The 14,796-nt window shown below is 47.1% G+C and carries 12 protein-coding genes; 7 read left to right on the forward strand and 5 right to left on the reverse strand.

Going from position 1 to position 14,796, the window contains the following annotated elements; genetic code table 11:
* Positions 1-180: 180 nt before the first annotated feature.
* The 3 genes from CWM47_RS09925 to CWM47_RS09935 form a co-directional block, all read right to left on the reverse strand.
* On the reverse strand, positions 181-735 hold the full coding sequence (locus tag CWM47_RS09925) for a hypothetical protein (RefSeq protein WP_100987827.1): 555 nt from the start codon (positions 733-735) through the stop codon (positions 181-183).
* An 88-nt stretch (positions 736-823) separates the two neighbouring features.
* Entirely contained in the window at positions 824-1,351 is a 528-nt protein-coding gene (locus CWM47_RS09930) for a hypothetical protein (RefSeq protein WP_100987828.1), read from the reverse strand.
* Positions 1,352-1,450: 99 nt separating this feature from the next.
* A complete protein-coding gene (locus tag CWM47_RS09935; protein WP_100987829.1) occupies positions 1,451-2,044 on the reverse strand; it encodes a hypothetical protein in 594 nt (197 codons plus the stop codon).
* Positions 2,045-2,783: 739 nt separating this feature from the next.
* On the opposite strand from CWM47_RS09935, the gene CWM47_RS09940 reads away from it, so the two are divergent.
* Both CWM47_RS09940 and CWM47_RS09945 read left to right on the forward strand, forming a co-directional pair.
* Positions 2,784-3,167 carry a hypothetical protein gene (locus CWM47_RS09940; RefSeq protein WP_100987830.1) on the forward strand — a complete coding sequence of 128 codons (384 nt, stop codon included), beginning with the start codon at positions 2,784-2,786 and terminating at the stop codon, positions 3,165-3,167.
* Positions 3,145-3,867 carry a recombinase family protein gene (locus CWM47_RS09945; protein WP_100987831.1) on the forward strand — a complete coding sequence of 241 codons (723 nt, stop codon included), beginning with the start codon at positions 3,145-3,147 and terminating at the stop codon, positions 3,865-3,867. Before CWM47_RS09940 ends, CWM47_RS09945 begins: the two co-directional genes overlap by 23 nt.
* 66 nt (positions 3,868-3,933) lie before the next feature.
* Here CWM47_RS09945 and CWM47_RS09950 read toward each other — a convergent pair whose 3' ends face one another.
* A complete protein-coding gene (locus CWM47_RS09950) occupies positions 3,934-4,176 on the reverse strand; it encodes a TraR/DksA family transcriptional regulator (RefSeq protein ID WP_100987832.1) in 243 nt (80 codons plus the stop codon).
* Between the two features lie 975 nt (positions 4,177-5,151).
* Entirely contained in the window at positions 5,152-7,674 is a 2,523-nt protein-coding gene (locus tag CWM47_RS09955) for a PAS domain-containing protein (protein ID WP_100987833.1), read from the reverse strand.
* Positions 7,675-8,049: 375 nt separating this feature from the next.
* On the opposite strand from CWM47_RS09955, the gene CWM47_RS09960 reads away from it, so the two are divergent.
* The 5 genes from CWM47_RS09960 (at position 8,050) to CWM47_RS09980 (ending at position 14,523) form a co-directional block, all read left to right on the forward strand.
* Positions 8,050-10,440 carry an ABC transporter permease gene (locus CWM47_RS09960; protein ID WP_100987834.1) on the forward strand — a complete coding sequence of 797 codons (2,391 nt, stop codon included), beginning with the start codon at positions 8,050-8,052 and terminating at the stop codon, positions 10,438-10,440.
* A 536-nt stretch (positions 10,441-10,976) separates the two neighbouring features.
* Positions 10,977-11,402 carry a type II RES/Xre toxin-antitoxin system antitoxin gene (gene parS / locus CWM47_RS09965; protein ID WP_100987835.1) on the forward strand — a complete coding sequence of 142 codons (426 nt, stop codon included), beginning with the start codon at positions 10,977-10,979 and terminating at the stop codon, positions 11,400-11,402.
* Positions 11,402-11,893 (forward strand): RES family NAD+ phosphorylase, encoded by a 492-nt coding sequence (locus CWM47_RS09970; protein ID WP_100987836.1) that lies wholly within the window; start codon positions 11,402-11,404, stop codon positions 11,891-11,893. The genes parS and CWM47_RS09970 overlap by 1 nt, the downstream gene beginning before the upstream one ends.
* Before the next feature lie 353 nt (positions 11,894-12,246).
* Entirely contained in the window at positions 12,247-13,647 is a 1,401-nt protein-coding gene (locus CWM47_RS09975; RefSeq protein WP_157815932.1) for a BamA/TamA family outer membrane protein, read from the forward strand.
* A gap of 318 nt (positions 13,648-13,965) precedes the next feature.
* On the forward strand, positions 13,966-14,523 hold the full coding sequence (locus CWM47_RS09980) for a DinB family protein (RefSeq protein ID WP_100987838.1): 558 nt from the start codon (positions 13,966-13,968) through the stop codon (positions 14,521-14,523).
* The last annotated feature ends 273 nt before the right edge of the window (positions 14,524-14,796 follow it).

The following is a 14,796-nucleotide window of genomic DNA, read 5'->3' on the forward strand; positions in this document are numbered from 1 at the left end:
TTCATAATCATATCATAACAAGATTACAGTATGACTCTTAGAAATGTACAAGCCAGGTTATATAGGAAGTTTGTACGTTTCTACAATCTGTTGTATAACTAACTTTATGTAAAGGGAATAAAGCTAGAAAGAAGTATCTATTACTAGCAATGCTGCTCTTGGTTTTATTACAATCACAAACTATTGCTTTACACGTTGATAAGTGCTTATCGTTGGAATGGTTTTCCAACCGGATTTTGTGTTGTAGGTTCGCTCAACTCCATCTATCCTAAATTCATCTGCGTTTGTGTAAGTCAGTGGGTAAGCTTTTGTTTGGGACTCGTCGGTTAGGCTAATCTGGGTTCGATTCTCGTTGACATCAAAAAACAGAGTCCGTCCGTTGACCACGTATTGGGCCGTATTACCATTTGCCTGAGTAGCGGGATATGTACGAATATAGCCATCCGAAAATACCCTTTTTTGAGTCAGCCAGTTCACCTTCAATTGAGCAATTACGTAGGCATGGTCTGGTATCTCGATCATTAGATCGGTCGATGCTACTCCATCTAAGTTAGCATCGATAGGTTCCGATGTTTTGATACTGCTCAGCTTCCAAGTACCTGTGAACTGTTGATCAATCAACTGATCATGCTGATTACGGCCACCAACTTGTGGCTGTAGTTGGGTTTCGTTTTTTCCACAGCTAGTCATCACTGAAGCCACAAGTCCAATCCAAAGAATGCATTTACATTTCATAGAAAAGCTTCGTTGAGAGTATGTATTAGGTAACGCATTGAAGGCTTAAAGTCTGTTGTATAAGTGGCATTATGTAAACCCAGCTGGTCTAATCCTTTACTACTACATCCCCTTTTCCATTGAAAGTAGAGTGCCAGTGTTCATCATAAATAGAATGGTAAAAGATAATAGCTCGTATGTTAGGTAACGCCTTTCGAAATAAAGCGTTATCTGTTTGTCCATTCACGGTTATCCAATTCAAGCTTTGCCCTTGTGAGATGACAAAGCCTTTCTCAAGCGCCGTTTGATACCAAGACATGCCGTCCCGCCCTCGTTGTTGCTCTTCAGACAAGGCCTGCACCACAGCCGTTGGCGAGCGATAGAGGCGGCCTTTATAAAAGACTTGCACGCTGTCAATTATAGCCGGACCGATGCCTGAATTCGCAATGGTGATACTTGAGAGTCCGTTTTCATCCACAATCTCATTAGCGATCAAATAAGGCCAGACTGAATTGAGCTGTTGTTCTCTAGTAAGCTTCGTTTGGTAGAGAGTAACTATTAACGCACAAATACTAGTGAATGTAGCGGCAATAGCAATAATTGTGTCGGTACTAATGGGCTTTCTACGGATAGCCATAAAAGACGCTTTTCTGTTGTATAATCTACATTATGTTTTGTAATACAGGTTGTAAGACAAAATTGCTGTCTGTCTTACACCTGTAAGACAACCGTTTTTTTAGAACTTTATCGCGTTTTCTAACTGATCCGCTTCCTGGCGTAAATAGTCTCTTCTTTCTAGATCGTCTTCCATTTTCAGTTGTTGATGAAGAATTAAGTAGCGAGCTTTTCGGGTGGTAAAGGGTTCGCTGACCATAAACTCCTCTAACCACTGACTAAAATCAAGCAACTCGGATTGCTGATGGGAGTAGGTGAAATAGTCCGTGAAACCAGCTTGAGCCAGATTTGACCATTCGTATATGGGGAGTGGTTGAATGGGATGGCCAAAGTACTTATCGAATAGATACGTATTGGCACAGAAGGTCTGCCAGATTTTTGCTTTCGCTTCAGCAAACTTACCGGCTTTAAAGAGCAGCACCGCCCATTCAAACAGGAAGTCTGGAAAGACAATGTCGTCGGGAAAGGTTTTGGCGAACCAGCGGGTATAAACTAATCCCCCTTTGTAATCGGCCAGCTGGATGTAGTAGCGGGTGGGTAAATACCGCAGTCCACGGGAGTCATCATAGCCGCCAAATGTTCGTTTTTCGGCCGCTAAAGCCCGTTTGATATCGGCTATTTTTTTGATCAGCCGCTGGGTTTGCTTTGGCGTCATGGTTCGTAGCTGGTACCTGGGGTGATGTAAAATCAGGATCTAATATAGATGTAATCTCACGAGTCGACAAAGAGAGTCCACGAATCGGTAAGTCTGAAAACCCTTATGTATGCCTAAATCTATTCTTAAAATAATTATAGTTTTACATTTAAAAAGGCGTTGCTAATTACAAGCCATTTCGCACTAAAGTACAAATTTGCCTTTTCTTAGTTTCGTACAGGAAAAGGCTTCTTTAACGAATCGCATTTTATAGCCTGAGACCGATAGTTAGACTATCAGTATATGGCGCGACTAGTCCTTTCTTTAGGCTATCTCCTGAAGATAAATCATTACAAAGCCGACGTACGATTCCATAGAAAATAGCTAGTCTCCGTTGGGAGTAAATACGTCCTCCTTCGTCTCTTGACTAGCCTGCTCCACAGTTTCTACAAACTCCTCCATTGAAACCGTGTGTATATAGGGGTCATCAAGTTCTTCATCCGCATCCGGGGTGAATGGTTGTTTATATATATTCATACCGGCAAGCTAGTCTTTTTGGCCTGGCTGAAGTAGCAACGACCTAAAGTTTTACAATTTGTAGTTCATTTTACATAAACTGTGACAAAACGAGCTTTGCTGCCAAGCTGTCAGTCAGCTACTACATGATAGATTTATCGTAACAAAGCCATGACGGACGTTATGGGCTTGTTACTTTTGCCCTTTTTGCCTATATTTAAGGGAACAAAATCAACAATTCGAGATGGATGCTGAGGTGGCCAAACGGGTCGTCTATCAACTGGCCTTTAACTGGGTTCAACTCAACTTGCCCACTGACCGACTAACCTATACCGATTACATTAATGCCATCGGAGGGCTTCAAGTCATCACCGATGACCCGACTCGAACGAAGGCTATTTTTTCGGCAATACTGGACCAAGCTAACGAGTTGGGCTACTCCTCCGAATGGGTAGAGGTAGAACTAAAGTTTGAAGCGCAGGCCGAAGCCGTGGGTGATCGGGCGAAATGGCTACGACTGGACGTGGCGGCTCGGGAAGCCAGTGATGAGTCGCTCGATTTGTACAATCTTCGAGTGAGCCGATTTATTTCCAAACCTGGTAGTAATGGCAAAGAAAGCAACGATTGACAATAGGCCACTCGAACAGGATGTCCACAAAAAGTACGTACTTTACTTTCGGGTATCGACCAAGAAGCAGGGTGAATCAGGGCTGGGTCTGGAAGCTCAGCGAGCCTACATTGACTACTTTTACAAAGACAAACGTATTCTGGCCGAATTCACCGAAATCCGGAGTGGAAAAACCATTCATAAACGCCCGGAACTTCAAAAGGCCATTGCCCTATGCAAAAGGGAGGGGGCTACCTTGGTGGTCGCCAAGATAGACCGGCTAAGCCGGAATACCGAAAATGCGCTCCATATCTATAAGGAGTTAGGCGAGCGTCTGGAAAGCTGTGATATACCAAATCTGGATAAATTCACACTGACGCTGTTCATGGCCATCGCCGATCGGGAACGGGTACTCATTAGCATTCGGACCCAGCAGGCCGTTGAGGCCCGTCGTGTTCGGGTAGGCGAGTGGCGAGTCGGTGGGGCCAATGCCAAAAAGGCGGCGGCTGGATTGAGAGGGGCTCAACTGTCCAGGGAACTGGCCGAGGAGAATGAAAATAGCCGTCGGGCATCGGCCTTCATCAATATGCTTCGATCAACAGGTAAGACCTATGAACAAATTGCCGAACAACTAAATCTAGCTGGCTTTAGAACACCACGCGGTTCAAATTTTCATAAGATGCAGGTTCAGCGGCTTATTAAGCGAATCGAATCCAATTAAAACGGCCAACTCAATGTTGAGTTAGCCGACAGTAGGAGAGATCAAGGGCGAAACTAATAGCAAATGCTAGTTCCGCTTCTCGCGCTTCATATAGGTAGAGGCTCCTGTGCCTCGTCGGGCTCCCATTTTATGCAGCTGTTGGGCATCAGCTTGTGATACGATCTGTAAAGCAGAATATTCCGTTTTACCGGTAATCAAGGGAAAGCCGGCTACTCGCTGAGCAGCTGAACAATGGACGCAGGTTTTGGCCGTTGGCAGCGCCTTCAGACGAGCTTCAGGAATCGAATTACCGCACTTAATACAGTACATAGAATGGGTATCTGGTAGCTACTAATATAACCCTAAATGGAGCTGGATAGTGCCTTTATCTGTTTAATAAAACTAGTTATTTTTTATATTTAAAAAGCTGATTTACAGATGTTTACTTCTTATTTCTCCAATTAATTTTCTAAGATGGCATAGGCTAATAATTTAGCCAGTCAAAGTGAGTTTATGCTCCGAAAAAGGGAGTTGCCTGGTAACAATAACCCTATACGACTCACTCATGGTCAGCCGATTCAGATTTGCCAAACTGCGAGTTAATACCCGTCAGCCGAACCCTAGTTAGGCTAAACTATGTAGGCTGAGATGGGTTAGCGTGACTAAAAACAGCCTGATAATGAACTCGAACAAACCAACCCCCACTCCGTCAACTCCTGCCCAGCCACCTAGACCCAAACGTCCCCGTATAAAAAAGACGCCATAAAGCCTACATTGGTCAATACAGGTTAGTTATGGTGAAAAAGATGGTGGCGTCCGAGCGGATAATTCACGGTCCCGCACTGGCCCGTCCGGGGAGTCGGTACCGGCTGGTGCCGTCATTTGGAAGGAAAATGAGTCTCACAAACTCAGCTAAAACGTGAGACTTTTGGTTTGATTCGTGAGATGACTTTATGAGACTTTATCTCATAAAGTAAGAGCTTGCCTGGGCTAGAACTGTCTTCATCTCAAAAATAGGGCGTTATTTGAAACACTTTTAAGGGTATATGTATATTCGAACAACAAGCCGACGGTCTACTACGGAGCACCGGTTGCCGATAGACTCTGCCCACTCCGATAGGCCTCTTGCACCAGAAAAGTAGATAGAGTGTCTAAAGAGAAGCAAGGTGTGCTAAATAACCACTTGGTTTTTCACTACGTCCGTTTTAATGCGGGTTGCAACTACCAAAGTGGGCCACCGTTCGGTTCCCCGCCGGGACGCGGTCAGATAGCAAAAGGGTTCCGAGTCAGCCTGTTTTAAGGATATCAACCAGCGGAAATAATTTGATCAGGAAAATAAACGCAAAATGTGGCTCCCTGACCGGGTTGGCTGCGAGCTGTAATCGCACCACCGTGATTGGCCATTACTTTCTCACAGATCGCTAGGCCGATACCGGTTCCCGCGTACTGGCTTTTGCCGTTTAAACGCTGGAAGACCTGAAAGATGCGGTCCAGATACTGCTCCTCGAAACCAATGCCGTTGTCTGATACGTCAATGCGATAATAAGCCGCAGCCCGACGGGTTGGCTTAACGGAGGAAGGGAGGTCAATAGCGGCTACCGATTGACAGCTTATCCGAATCTGAGGCAAGACACCGACCCGGTTGAACTTTAAGGCATTGCTGAGCAGATTTTGAAACAGTTGGTTCAATTGGGAGGAATTGCCCCACACCGTTGGTAACGAATCGACCCTTACGGATGCACCGGTTTCTTCAATCAGCAAGTCTAAGTCAGCCAAGGTTCTTTTCAGAACATCCGTCAGCCATACGGGCTGGCTACTCTCCTGCCCCGTCGCAATCCGCGAATAGGTCAGCAGGTCCCGAATCAGGATCGACATCCGGCTGGCGGCCGTCTGCATTCGCTGAAGGTAATCGACTCCATCTCCCAACTCCACGCCATACTGGCTTTTAAGCAAATCACCGAACGACTGAATCTTACGTAGGGGCTCCTGCAGATCATGGCTGGCAATGTAGGCGAACTGCTGGAGGTTGGTATTCGAGCGTTCTAAATCATGGACGGATGCCTGCAATTGTTGAGTGCGCTGGTGCACTTGCTGCTCTAATTCAGTCGATAACAGTCGGTAGCGACTCTCGCTTTGCTCCAGTCTTTGTCGGGATAGCACCCGTTCGGTTACCTCGTTCGCCAGCACCATCACCCCGGTTATGATCCCGAAGGAATCACGGAGTGGCGTATAGAGTAAATCAAAATAGACATCTTCCAGCTGGCCACGCCGGTTCAATTCGACCAGTAGATTAGCCCCGGAGAAAGGCTCACCACTGTCATAAACGCCTTCCAGCAATTCGATGTATCCTTGCCCTTTTATCTCGGGTAATGCCTCAATGACGGGCAGGCCAATAATGGATGGATCTTTATCCCACACCTCAAAAATCAGATCATTGCCGATTTCAATGACCATTTCCCGTCCACTAAACAAGCCAATGGCCATGGGAGCCTGCTCGACGATACTGCGGAAACGGGATTCACTGGCTTTCGACTGCTGCTCAGCTAACACTTGTTCGGTTACATCAACCGCCATTTGCATAATCGCATAGATCTCGCCTGATGCATTGAGGAGTGGTTTATAGGAAAAGTCGAAATAATAAGCACCCAATAGGCCATCTACTTCTAATTCAGCCCGGGTACCCCTTGACTCGTACGCTTTACCGCTCGTGAAGACCTCATCCAGAATGGCCAGAAAAGGTTGTCCAGCCAGTTCCGGTATCGCTTTGGCTAGTGGTTGGCCCAGAACGGACGAATCTTTGCCCCAGTAACCCAACATGATTTCATTGGCCACCTCAATTTTTAAATCCCGGCCCACAAACAGGCACGTAGCGACGGGTGCTTCCTCGACTAAGGAGCGAAATTTGGCTTCACTTTCTTCAATGGCCTTCCGAGCGGTTACCTGTTGGGTAATCTCAACACACAGCACAATTATCCCGGAAATGGTACCGTCTGACTCATAATAAGGATCGTAGACGAAGTTGATAAAGGTTTGTTCCATCCGGCCGTTCCGTTCCAGGGTAACGGGCAATTCGCTGGCTACAAAGCGTTCGCCCGTCGTATAAACACCGTGCAGTAATTCTTCAAAGCCCTGACCGCTGGCCTCGGGTAAAGCCTCGAACAAGGGCTTGTTGATGACCTGCTGGCGGCTTCGTCCCCAAAATTGGAGCACCCGTTCGTTAGCCAGGGTAATAACAAACGCAGGACCGCTGAACAGCGCGACCGCGACCGGTGCCTGCTCGACAATACTGCGGAAGCGATTTTCACTGGTTTTCAATTTGTTGCGGTCCAGTACGGCACCCGTCGTTTCGGTGCAAATCACCAGCACACCCGCCGCTTGACCCGACTCGTCTTTGACCGCGCTGTAGCCAAAGGTCCAGTATACGTCTTCCAACTGACCGTTTCGGTAGATAGGAATCAGCTGATCTTCGTTCCAGATCGCCTCACCACCGCCCAACACCTGGTCGATTAAGGGTTTGATCGTTGGCCATATTTCGGGCCAGCAATCGGCCCCCTGTTGGCCGAGCGCGGTTGGATGTTTGCCCTTATCCCCTAAGCTGGGTCGGTACGCATCGTTGTAAAACTGAATCAGATCAGAGCCCCACCACAAGAACATCGGGGATTTGGTATTGAGCAGGATGCTCAGCGTAGCGCGTAGGCTTTGTGGCCACCCATCAGGCGTACCTAATGAGGTCGTTTGCCAGTCATACTGACGGGTCAGTTCACCGAGCTCCCCACCGCCTGAAAGAAACGGATACGCATTGACCGGAGTAGTTGCTTTACTTAACATATTCAGGTACAACTCAATCCAGAACGTATTTGATTAATTTACCCAGACCCTATCCCCAAGAGGCTGGGCCAGCCCGATATTGTCGACTTGGCTGGCGGAATGGCTCACCGGTCTCGCAGACGCTTTAACGGATGCTTTTCTAGCCAGTTAGCCAGATTCCGTATGCCACTAATTAGATTGGACAGATATTAAAATCAGTTGTCCCAAAAAACGCTCGAAATTTAAGAAACCCAGACCAGTTGCCACGGAAATCACCAAACTGCCAACTCCTTAACTTCTTTTAACAAGTTGGTTTAGAGGACATAGACTACTTTCGCTTTTCTATTAATAAAGGTGCCCTGTAGTCGTCTTTATTAGTAATCACACCCTCAGTCTATGCTTCGGAATTACCTCAAAACAGCTTGGCGTAGTCTACGCTACCAGCGCCGATACACGACCCTGAATGTTCTTGGATTAACCATTGGCATGACGGGCGGATTACTTATCTTCTTGTTCGTGCGCCATCATCTCAGTACGGATCGCCACCAAGCTAAATTTGATCGCATCTATCGAATTGTCTACGATCAACACCTGCCTGATGGCTCAGTCGAGTACGCTGCTGAGGCTCCCTGGCCAATGGCTAACGCGTTACGAAGCTCCTTGGCCAGCGGACAGCAAGCTGCCTTTTTGAGCATGAATCGGGAATTAACGCTCAGCTTGAATGTACCAGGGCAAGGCGTTAAACAATTTTTAATGCATGCTGGCTCAGCGTTCGTAGAACCCGAATGGTTCAACGTATTTGACTATCGCTGGTTAACTGGTAATCCAAAAACGGCCCTGAGCCAACCCAACACGATCGTATTTACTCAGTCTTGGGCAAGCCGGTATTTTGGGTCTTCAAACCCGATAGGCCAGCGCGTTCGATTGAATGATAAAGTCGATGTGACGGTAACCGGCGTGTTAGCTGACCCAACAGGGGTAACGGACCTGGATTTGGGAATCTTTATTTCAGCCGCCACTTTACCCACGCTAAAGCCCGAATACAACGTGGATGATTGGTCGGTACTTAATAGCACCGATCGCGTATTTGTTGTCTTTACTGATGCCCGCTCCTTAAGCGGTTTGCAAACAACGTTGGCCAGGATCACCACCCAGAACTATGGGCTAAAGCCGATGGTCAACTTCCAGGCTCAACCCTTAGCGGACGTTCATTTTGATGTCAAACGCCGGGGAGGTGTTATTCGCTCCTCGATGCTGTGGTCCCTCGCTGTAGTAGGCTTATTATTGGTGTTCACCGCCTGCATTAATTTCATCAATCTGGCCACCGCTCAGGCCTTGCGACGTGGTAAGGAAGTCGGTGTACGCAAGACGCTGGGTAGTTCACAACGCCAGTTGGCTACGCAGTTTTTAATAGAAACGGGCATAATTACGCTAGGATCGCTGCTACTGGCAGGGCTGCTAACAGCTCTGTTATTACCCCTATTCAGTAGCTGGACAAAAACACCGGTACACGTTTATCTTGACGCCCAGACTAGTTTGTTCTTAATGGCGCTGATTAGCAGTGTCATTCTTCTGGCAGGTGGCTATCCGGCCCTGGTGCTTTCGCGCTTGAAACCAATCTTGGCCTTACGAGGCAAATTAACCGCTCAGGCGGTTGGCGGTTTGTCGTTGCGGCAATTACTCGTCGGCGTTCAATTCGTCATTGGTCAACTCTTGCTGATCGGTGCCATTATCGTGACAGCTCAAATGCACTACATACAACAAGCCGATATTGGCTTTCAGAAAGAGAATATCGTTCTGGTTAACCTGCCGACAGGACAACCCTCCACCCAACAGGCGTTTAAGAATGAATTGCGGAATTACCCAACCGTAAAAGAGGTGAGCATTGGTTTTCTGCCGCCCTCCACGCCGGGTATGTACGGTGGTCCTTTCAAGTTTGGCAACCGAGCCCAAGAAGAAAAGTTTCCGATTCGTGAACGCTTTGCTGATGCAGATTACTTGAACACCTACGGGTTAACGTTAATCGCGGGTCGTAATCTAACGCCAAGTGATACCATTAAGGAATATGTGGTCAATGAAGCGCTGGTACGTAAACTGGGCATTCGCGATCCTCAGCGAATCATTGGTCAGACCATGCAGTATTATATGTCAGGGGTCGCCTTACCCATTGTCGGCGTGGTTAAAGATTTCCATTTACAATCGTTACATGAGGCGGTTCAACCCTGCTTTATCGCGGCTAGGGCTGATTTATACCGACAAGCCGGTATTCGGTTGGCGGGTCAGGATGTGCCCCAATCACTCCGACAGATCGAGCAGAGCTGGCAAAAATTCTACCCCAATCAGGTCTTTGACCCCACGTTTTTAGATGGAACACTGGCTCAGTATTACGAGATGGAAACGCTGATTTCCCGTCTGGTTGATACCGCTAGCCTTGTTGCTATTTTAATCGGCTGTTTGGGCTTGTATGGTTTGGTGACTTTTGTGGTCATTCAACGCACCAAAGAAATTGGGGTCCGTAAGGTGCTAGGCGCTTCCGTCACTAGTTTAGTGGCTCTACTGGCCAAGGACTTTCTCAAGCTGGTCTTAGTGGCTTTTGTCATTGCTGTTCCGCTGGGTTGGTACTTAATGAATCAGTGGCTACAAGGGTTTGCTTATAAGACGCGGGTGGAATGGTGGTACTTTGGCCTGGCTGGTCTAGCGATGCTCGGTGTGGCCCTGGTGACGGTTAGTTTCCACAGTATCAAGGCGGCGCTGGTGAATCCAGTACAGTCATTAAAAAGTGAATAGCAGTACGAACCAGTTATTCTCAAATAATGCTCTATTGGCGGCACGTTAAGAATTATTGATCTAGTTAATGACAGATTATATAACTAGAAAGGCCGCGTTTAAACGCGGCCTTTCTAGTCCCATTTTATTTTCAACAACCTTGATTATCAAGGTTTACAAAGGTACTTCTTCTACCTAATTTGACCAGCAACGAATCTGTAAACGTGCTGGCAACGGTTATAAAGTGTAATACAAGGCGTATAAATTCTCACAAAATGCTCGTGGCTGTTGCACAACTCAGGCCTAGTCAAGATTATGGTTGGCCAAGCCGCTAGCTGGGCAAAATTCAGTGTTTCTAGCAGCCTAAGAAGGCCCATCAGGGCATCAGAAACGCCGGGCTGCACTACATATTGAGTTGTGCAACAGCCACGCTCCCCAATTGAGACGTGTTTTTACCTAACTTTCTTCACATTTCCATTTCATTCATGAACTAGAGTTATCAAAAGATAGTTACAGCACTATCAAATGAGACTATATACCCTCTTTGGTAGTGTATCATGGCAACGCAAGCTCCTGCTTACATTGGTGAACTAAACCCCTTTCCTCAGCCCTTGACGGCTCTTCAACTCATTGACCGCTCTCGCCAGGGACTGATGGGCACTGAGGCTGGACGCATTGCCGGGTTGCTGGGAGTTACCGATAAAGAGATGGCGGGGTTACTTAATCAGTCAGTGGCTACTTTTCACCGACAGGCTAAGGTTGGGCGACTGGATGCCTCCACCTCTGAAAAGCTGCTGATACTGGGTCGATTGGCTGGCTATGGAGCAACCGTTTTCCAAGACAGAGGCAAGTTTAATCGCTGGTTGCGTCGACCTTTACGGCTGTTAGGGGATCGCTCTCCCTTAGATCTGCTGGATAGCCCCACCGGTGTCCAGTTGATCGAAGACATCCTGGGGCGGATTGAATATGGAGTCTTCAGCTAATGGCCATCACGCTATATCGCATCCAAACCGACGCGCATCGTGACAGCATTCTGGAGGGCATAGGAGCTAAGCTACGGGGTGGGCGCTGGAATGCTAAAGGACGGCCTATGGTCTACACGGCCACTACCCCCGAACTATGTTTTCTAGAGTACATGGTGCATCTGGATGGCACGCCTTTAGCGGATCTGCCTCCGTTGATTCTATGTGAAATTGCCGTACCCGACCACTCCATCAGCTTTGTAAGCGTGGAAGAACTGCCTCCTGGCTGGGATGATCCCTATGCTACCCCAGTAGGCTTGCCGCTTTTTGCTGACCAGCAGTTCGAGCGATACAAGTGCTTATGTTTGGCCATACCTTCAGCTGTTGTTCCCCTGTCACCTTCCCGCAACGTATTGTTGGACCCCTTACATGCTCAGCGTAACGAGTGCCACGTTCTATCGATCCAGCCTTACCCGATTGATCCACGCTTACCAACGGCGGCATCAGCCTAGATACCAGAGCATTTTTGGTGATACCTTTTTGTAGGCTAGTGGTAACCGTCGCTTTAAATGGGCGTTTATTGAAGCGAATCGTACACGAGTAGGTAGCCTGGGAGCTAGTACTTTGGCTACTATATAGACAGTGGCTGTTGCAAAAGTCCATCAGCCACTTCGTCGAGCGTTTTAGCCTACCAGTTCGGAATAAAAAACTATGTTGTCAAGCGGAAAAACGGCTCAAGCAGCTAGTCTGGAGACTTTTGCAACACCCCTATTAGTATACAACAGGTCTGGGAAATGTGTAAACTAATTGAGGATTAGATATTGATAGCTCAATGTTCCTATATTCGCTTTATTACAAAAGTTCTATGAAGCGTATTGTCTTTTCCTTTTTTTTAATTTGTTTCTCTTTTCTGGTAAAGGCTCAAAACTGGCGTTACAGTGTTGAGGTTGGTGGTGCCCGTTCCTTGAATCAACTTGCTTTTAAACCAGTGAATGGAGCGAATATAACTGCCGAAGGTCGTACTGGTATTACAGGTCAAATAGCATTTGAGCGAAGCATCAAACGTCATTTAAGCATACGATTAGCTACCGGTATTAATTCGAACCGACTGGTTCGAGGTTTATATGTGACCGAGTTAAATGACAACAACGAAGTGTCCGGATTTGGAGCCCGAAGTCAGGAGCAAGTAATCATTCGTCCTTATATGGCGAGTTTAGGCATTCAGGCTAATACAAGTGCATTAAAGCGAATTATTCTTACCGGTACTTTGGAAGGAACGATTAGCGGAAATACTGGAAATTTTGACCGAACCGTAACGGCAAGTTCTCCAGTGGGAAGACGTGCTGGTATTTCTTATGGTGAAACTACATTCCCTTTTTCCTTACCAAACACATTTGTCGATACCTCACCCTTGGTATGGGGGGCTACCATAAGAATAGGAGCTGACTATCGCTTGAATGAGAATACTTTTTTTACCGTCTCAACCGCTTACCACCGTAGTTTCAATGACCTTAAGCGATACACTGATCAGTTGACCACAGCGTCTTCAAGTTACCCAATCACCTATTCAAACACGGGAAATTCGCTTAACTTTTCGTTTGGTTTAAAGCGAAATATGGCCTCTAGAAAGCCTACAGAACGATACAATAGTTATAATGCGCCATTTCAACGCACCTATTTTGCCCAAGAGGAGCAAAGTAGCTTCCCTAAAAACAAGTGGTTTGCTAGCGTCGCCGGTGGTTACTGGCCTGGTAAATTGCCTCAGAATCTCGAATACACTTCTTTTCTAAACGCTCATACAGGCTATACCCCATTACCCCGATTGATTGTTGGTTTATTGGTTGAAAATTATTGGATCCGCCCGGCCAACTTTTCCCATATTTATAATCAATGGCTGTCTGGTGGTCCTTTTGTGCGATACCACTTAACAGGTGGCTGGCTTTCTCCTTTCATTGAAATAGCTTATCAAGTTGGTCAAAGGAGATTTGTAGCCGATTATGCCCATACGTTTACGAACTCTTTCTCAACTTATACTGTCAGACCTGGAATATCCATCTGGCTACAAAAACATTTGTGGTTGGATGTTGCTTGTGCACTGCGCTCAGAGGATGAACGACATCTCTTCAATATAACCCTAGCCCCGGCCAATACGAAACCCTCATTGCCCGGCCCGCCTCCATCGGGAGGGTTTTCACCGCCTACTATCAGAAATCCGTATAAAGGACCCCTTCCTCAACTAGGTATCACGTATCAATTTGGCCATTAATAAAGGTAGCTGGCACAGTTTGGACGGTCGGCCACTACCGTAAATCCGCCACGCGTAGAGAACAATCAGCCAACAATTAGATAGTTATAAAGACTTGGCTACCTGTATTCAGGGGAAATTTAACCGATTTGACAAACTGGCTTACAAAACGCTCCCCCGTGAGACGTTAGAATCTTCATTCGTCTGCTTTAAGCAATGTACGTTTCATAGGATACTGATATGGTATCCTTAACTTAGTGGGGCTTCGATCTCAACGCGCCCAAAACCATTATATTTAGTTTACTTGGCTCATAATCAACTTTTTGGCAACTTACGGACATGAACCGACTCCGTTTCCTCAAGAACTTCTTGGCCACTAGCCTGCTGCCAACGGCAGCCCTTGCCCACCCTGCCACCATTGACCTCGAATCCGAAGCCCAACGCGTGCGCCGGGAGTTGCTTGAGGCCTGGGCTAGGTCCGAACAGCTTACCCTAATCACGGCCACCCAGATGCCAGCCGAAGCATACGACTTTAAATATACACCCGAAGCGATGAGCTTTGCCGAGCAGTGGCGGCATTGCTGCGAGTTCACCACAACGCTTCTGTCGGCCCGGCTGGTCATTGACAATCCCTACAAAAACGGCCGGGACCTCTCGAAAGCCGTCACTAAGCAACAGGTATTGGATGAGGTGAAAGCGCTCTACGCCTTTATGCGGCAAACCATCACGACCATCCCCGACGCGAAACTTTTCGAGCAGGCGGAGTTTGTGGGTGGAAAAATTCCCAACTGGCGGTATCTATACGCGATGGACAATCACATCATACACCATCGGGGGCAATGCATGGTTTACCTTCGACTGAAGGGGGTAACGCCCGAAGGCTACCTGGGTTGGTAGTCAATCGGTCCATGTCAGTACCTGTTGAAATAAGCATGTCATTGACCAAATTCAACCAATGACCAGTTGGTGTAGGTTTAGGTATGCTACTTAAATTTCGGACGATTATCGTAAGCTAGTACATTCTCAAAATACCCTCCTTTACAAGACCAAGGGTCGTACATATCTGTGCTTCCTAGATGGAGCGTTTCACGAAGCCGTGAACTACCAACATTAAGTGTGTAAACGGGTCAGGTTAAATTCTGACTAGCACAGTTGAATATACTTAATGCG

Source organism: Spirosoma pollinicola, assembly GCF_002831565.1.
In the GTDB taxonomy this organism is placed as follows: domain Bacteria; phylum Bacteroidota; class Bacteroidia; order Cytophagales; family Spirosomataceae; genus Spirosoma; species Spirosoma pollinicola.

Coding starts and splice junctions, on each gene's coding strand:
- CWM47_RS09925 (WP_100987827.1), bottom strand. CDS start 735: ATGAAATGTAAATGCATTCTTTGGATTGGACTTGTGGCTTCAGTGATG.
- CWM47_RS09930 (WP_100987828.1), bottom strand. CDS start 1,351: ATGGCTATCCGTAGAAAGCCCATTAGTACCGACACAATTATTGCTATT.
- CWM47_RS09935 (WP_100987829.1), bottom strand. CDS start 2,044: ATGACGCCAAAGCAAACCCAGCGGCTGATCAAAAAAATAGCCGATATC.
- CWM47_RS09940 (WP_100987830.1), top strand. CDS start 2,784: ATGGATGCTGAGGTGGCCAAACGGGTCGTCTATCAACTGGCCTTTAAC.
- CWM47_RS09945 (WP_100987831.1), top strand. CDS start 3,145: ATGGCAAAGAAAGCAACGATTGACAATAGGCCACTCGAACAGGATGTC.
- CWM47_RS09950 (WP_100987832.1), bottom strand. CDS start 4,176: ATGTACTGTATTAAGTGCGGTAATTCGATTCCTGAAGCTCGTCTGAAG.
- CWM47_RS09955 (WP_100987833.1), bottom strand. CDS start 7,674: ATGTTAAGTAAAGCAACTACTCCGGTCAATGCGTATCCGTTTCTTTCA.
- CWM47_RS09960 (WP_100987834.1), top strand. CDS start 8,050: ATGCTTCGGAATTACCTCAAAACAGCTTGGCGTAGTCTACGCTACCAG.
- parS (WP_100987835.1), top strand. CDS start 10,977: ATGGCAACGCAAGCTCCTGCTTACATTGGTGAACTAAACCCCTTTCCT.
- CWM47_RS09970 (WP_100987836.1), top strand. CDS start 11,402: ATGGCCATCACGCTATATCGCATCCAAACCGACGCGCATCGTGACAGC.
- CWM47_RS09975 (WP_157815932.1), top strand. CDS start 12,247: ATGAAGCGTATTGTCTTTTCCTTTTTTTTAATTTGTTTCTCTTTTCTG.
- CWM47_RS09980 (WP_100987838.1), top strand. CDS start 13,966: ATGAACCGACTCCGTTTCCTCAAGAACTTCTTGGCCACTAGCCTGCTG.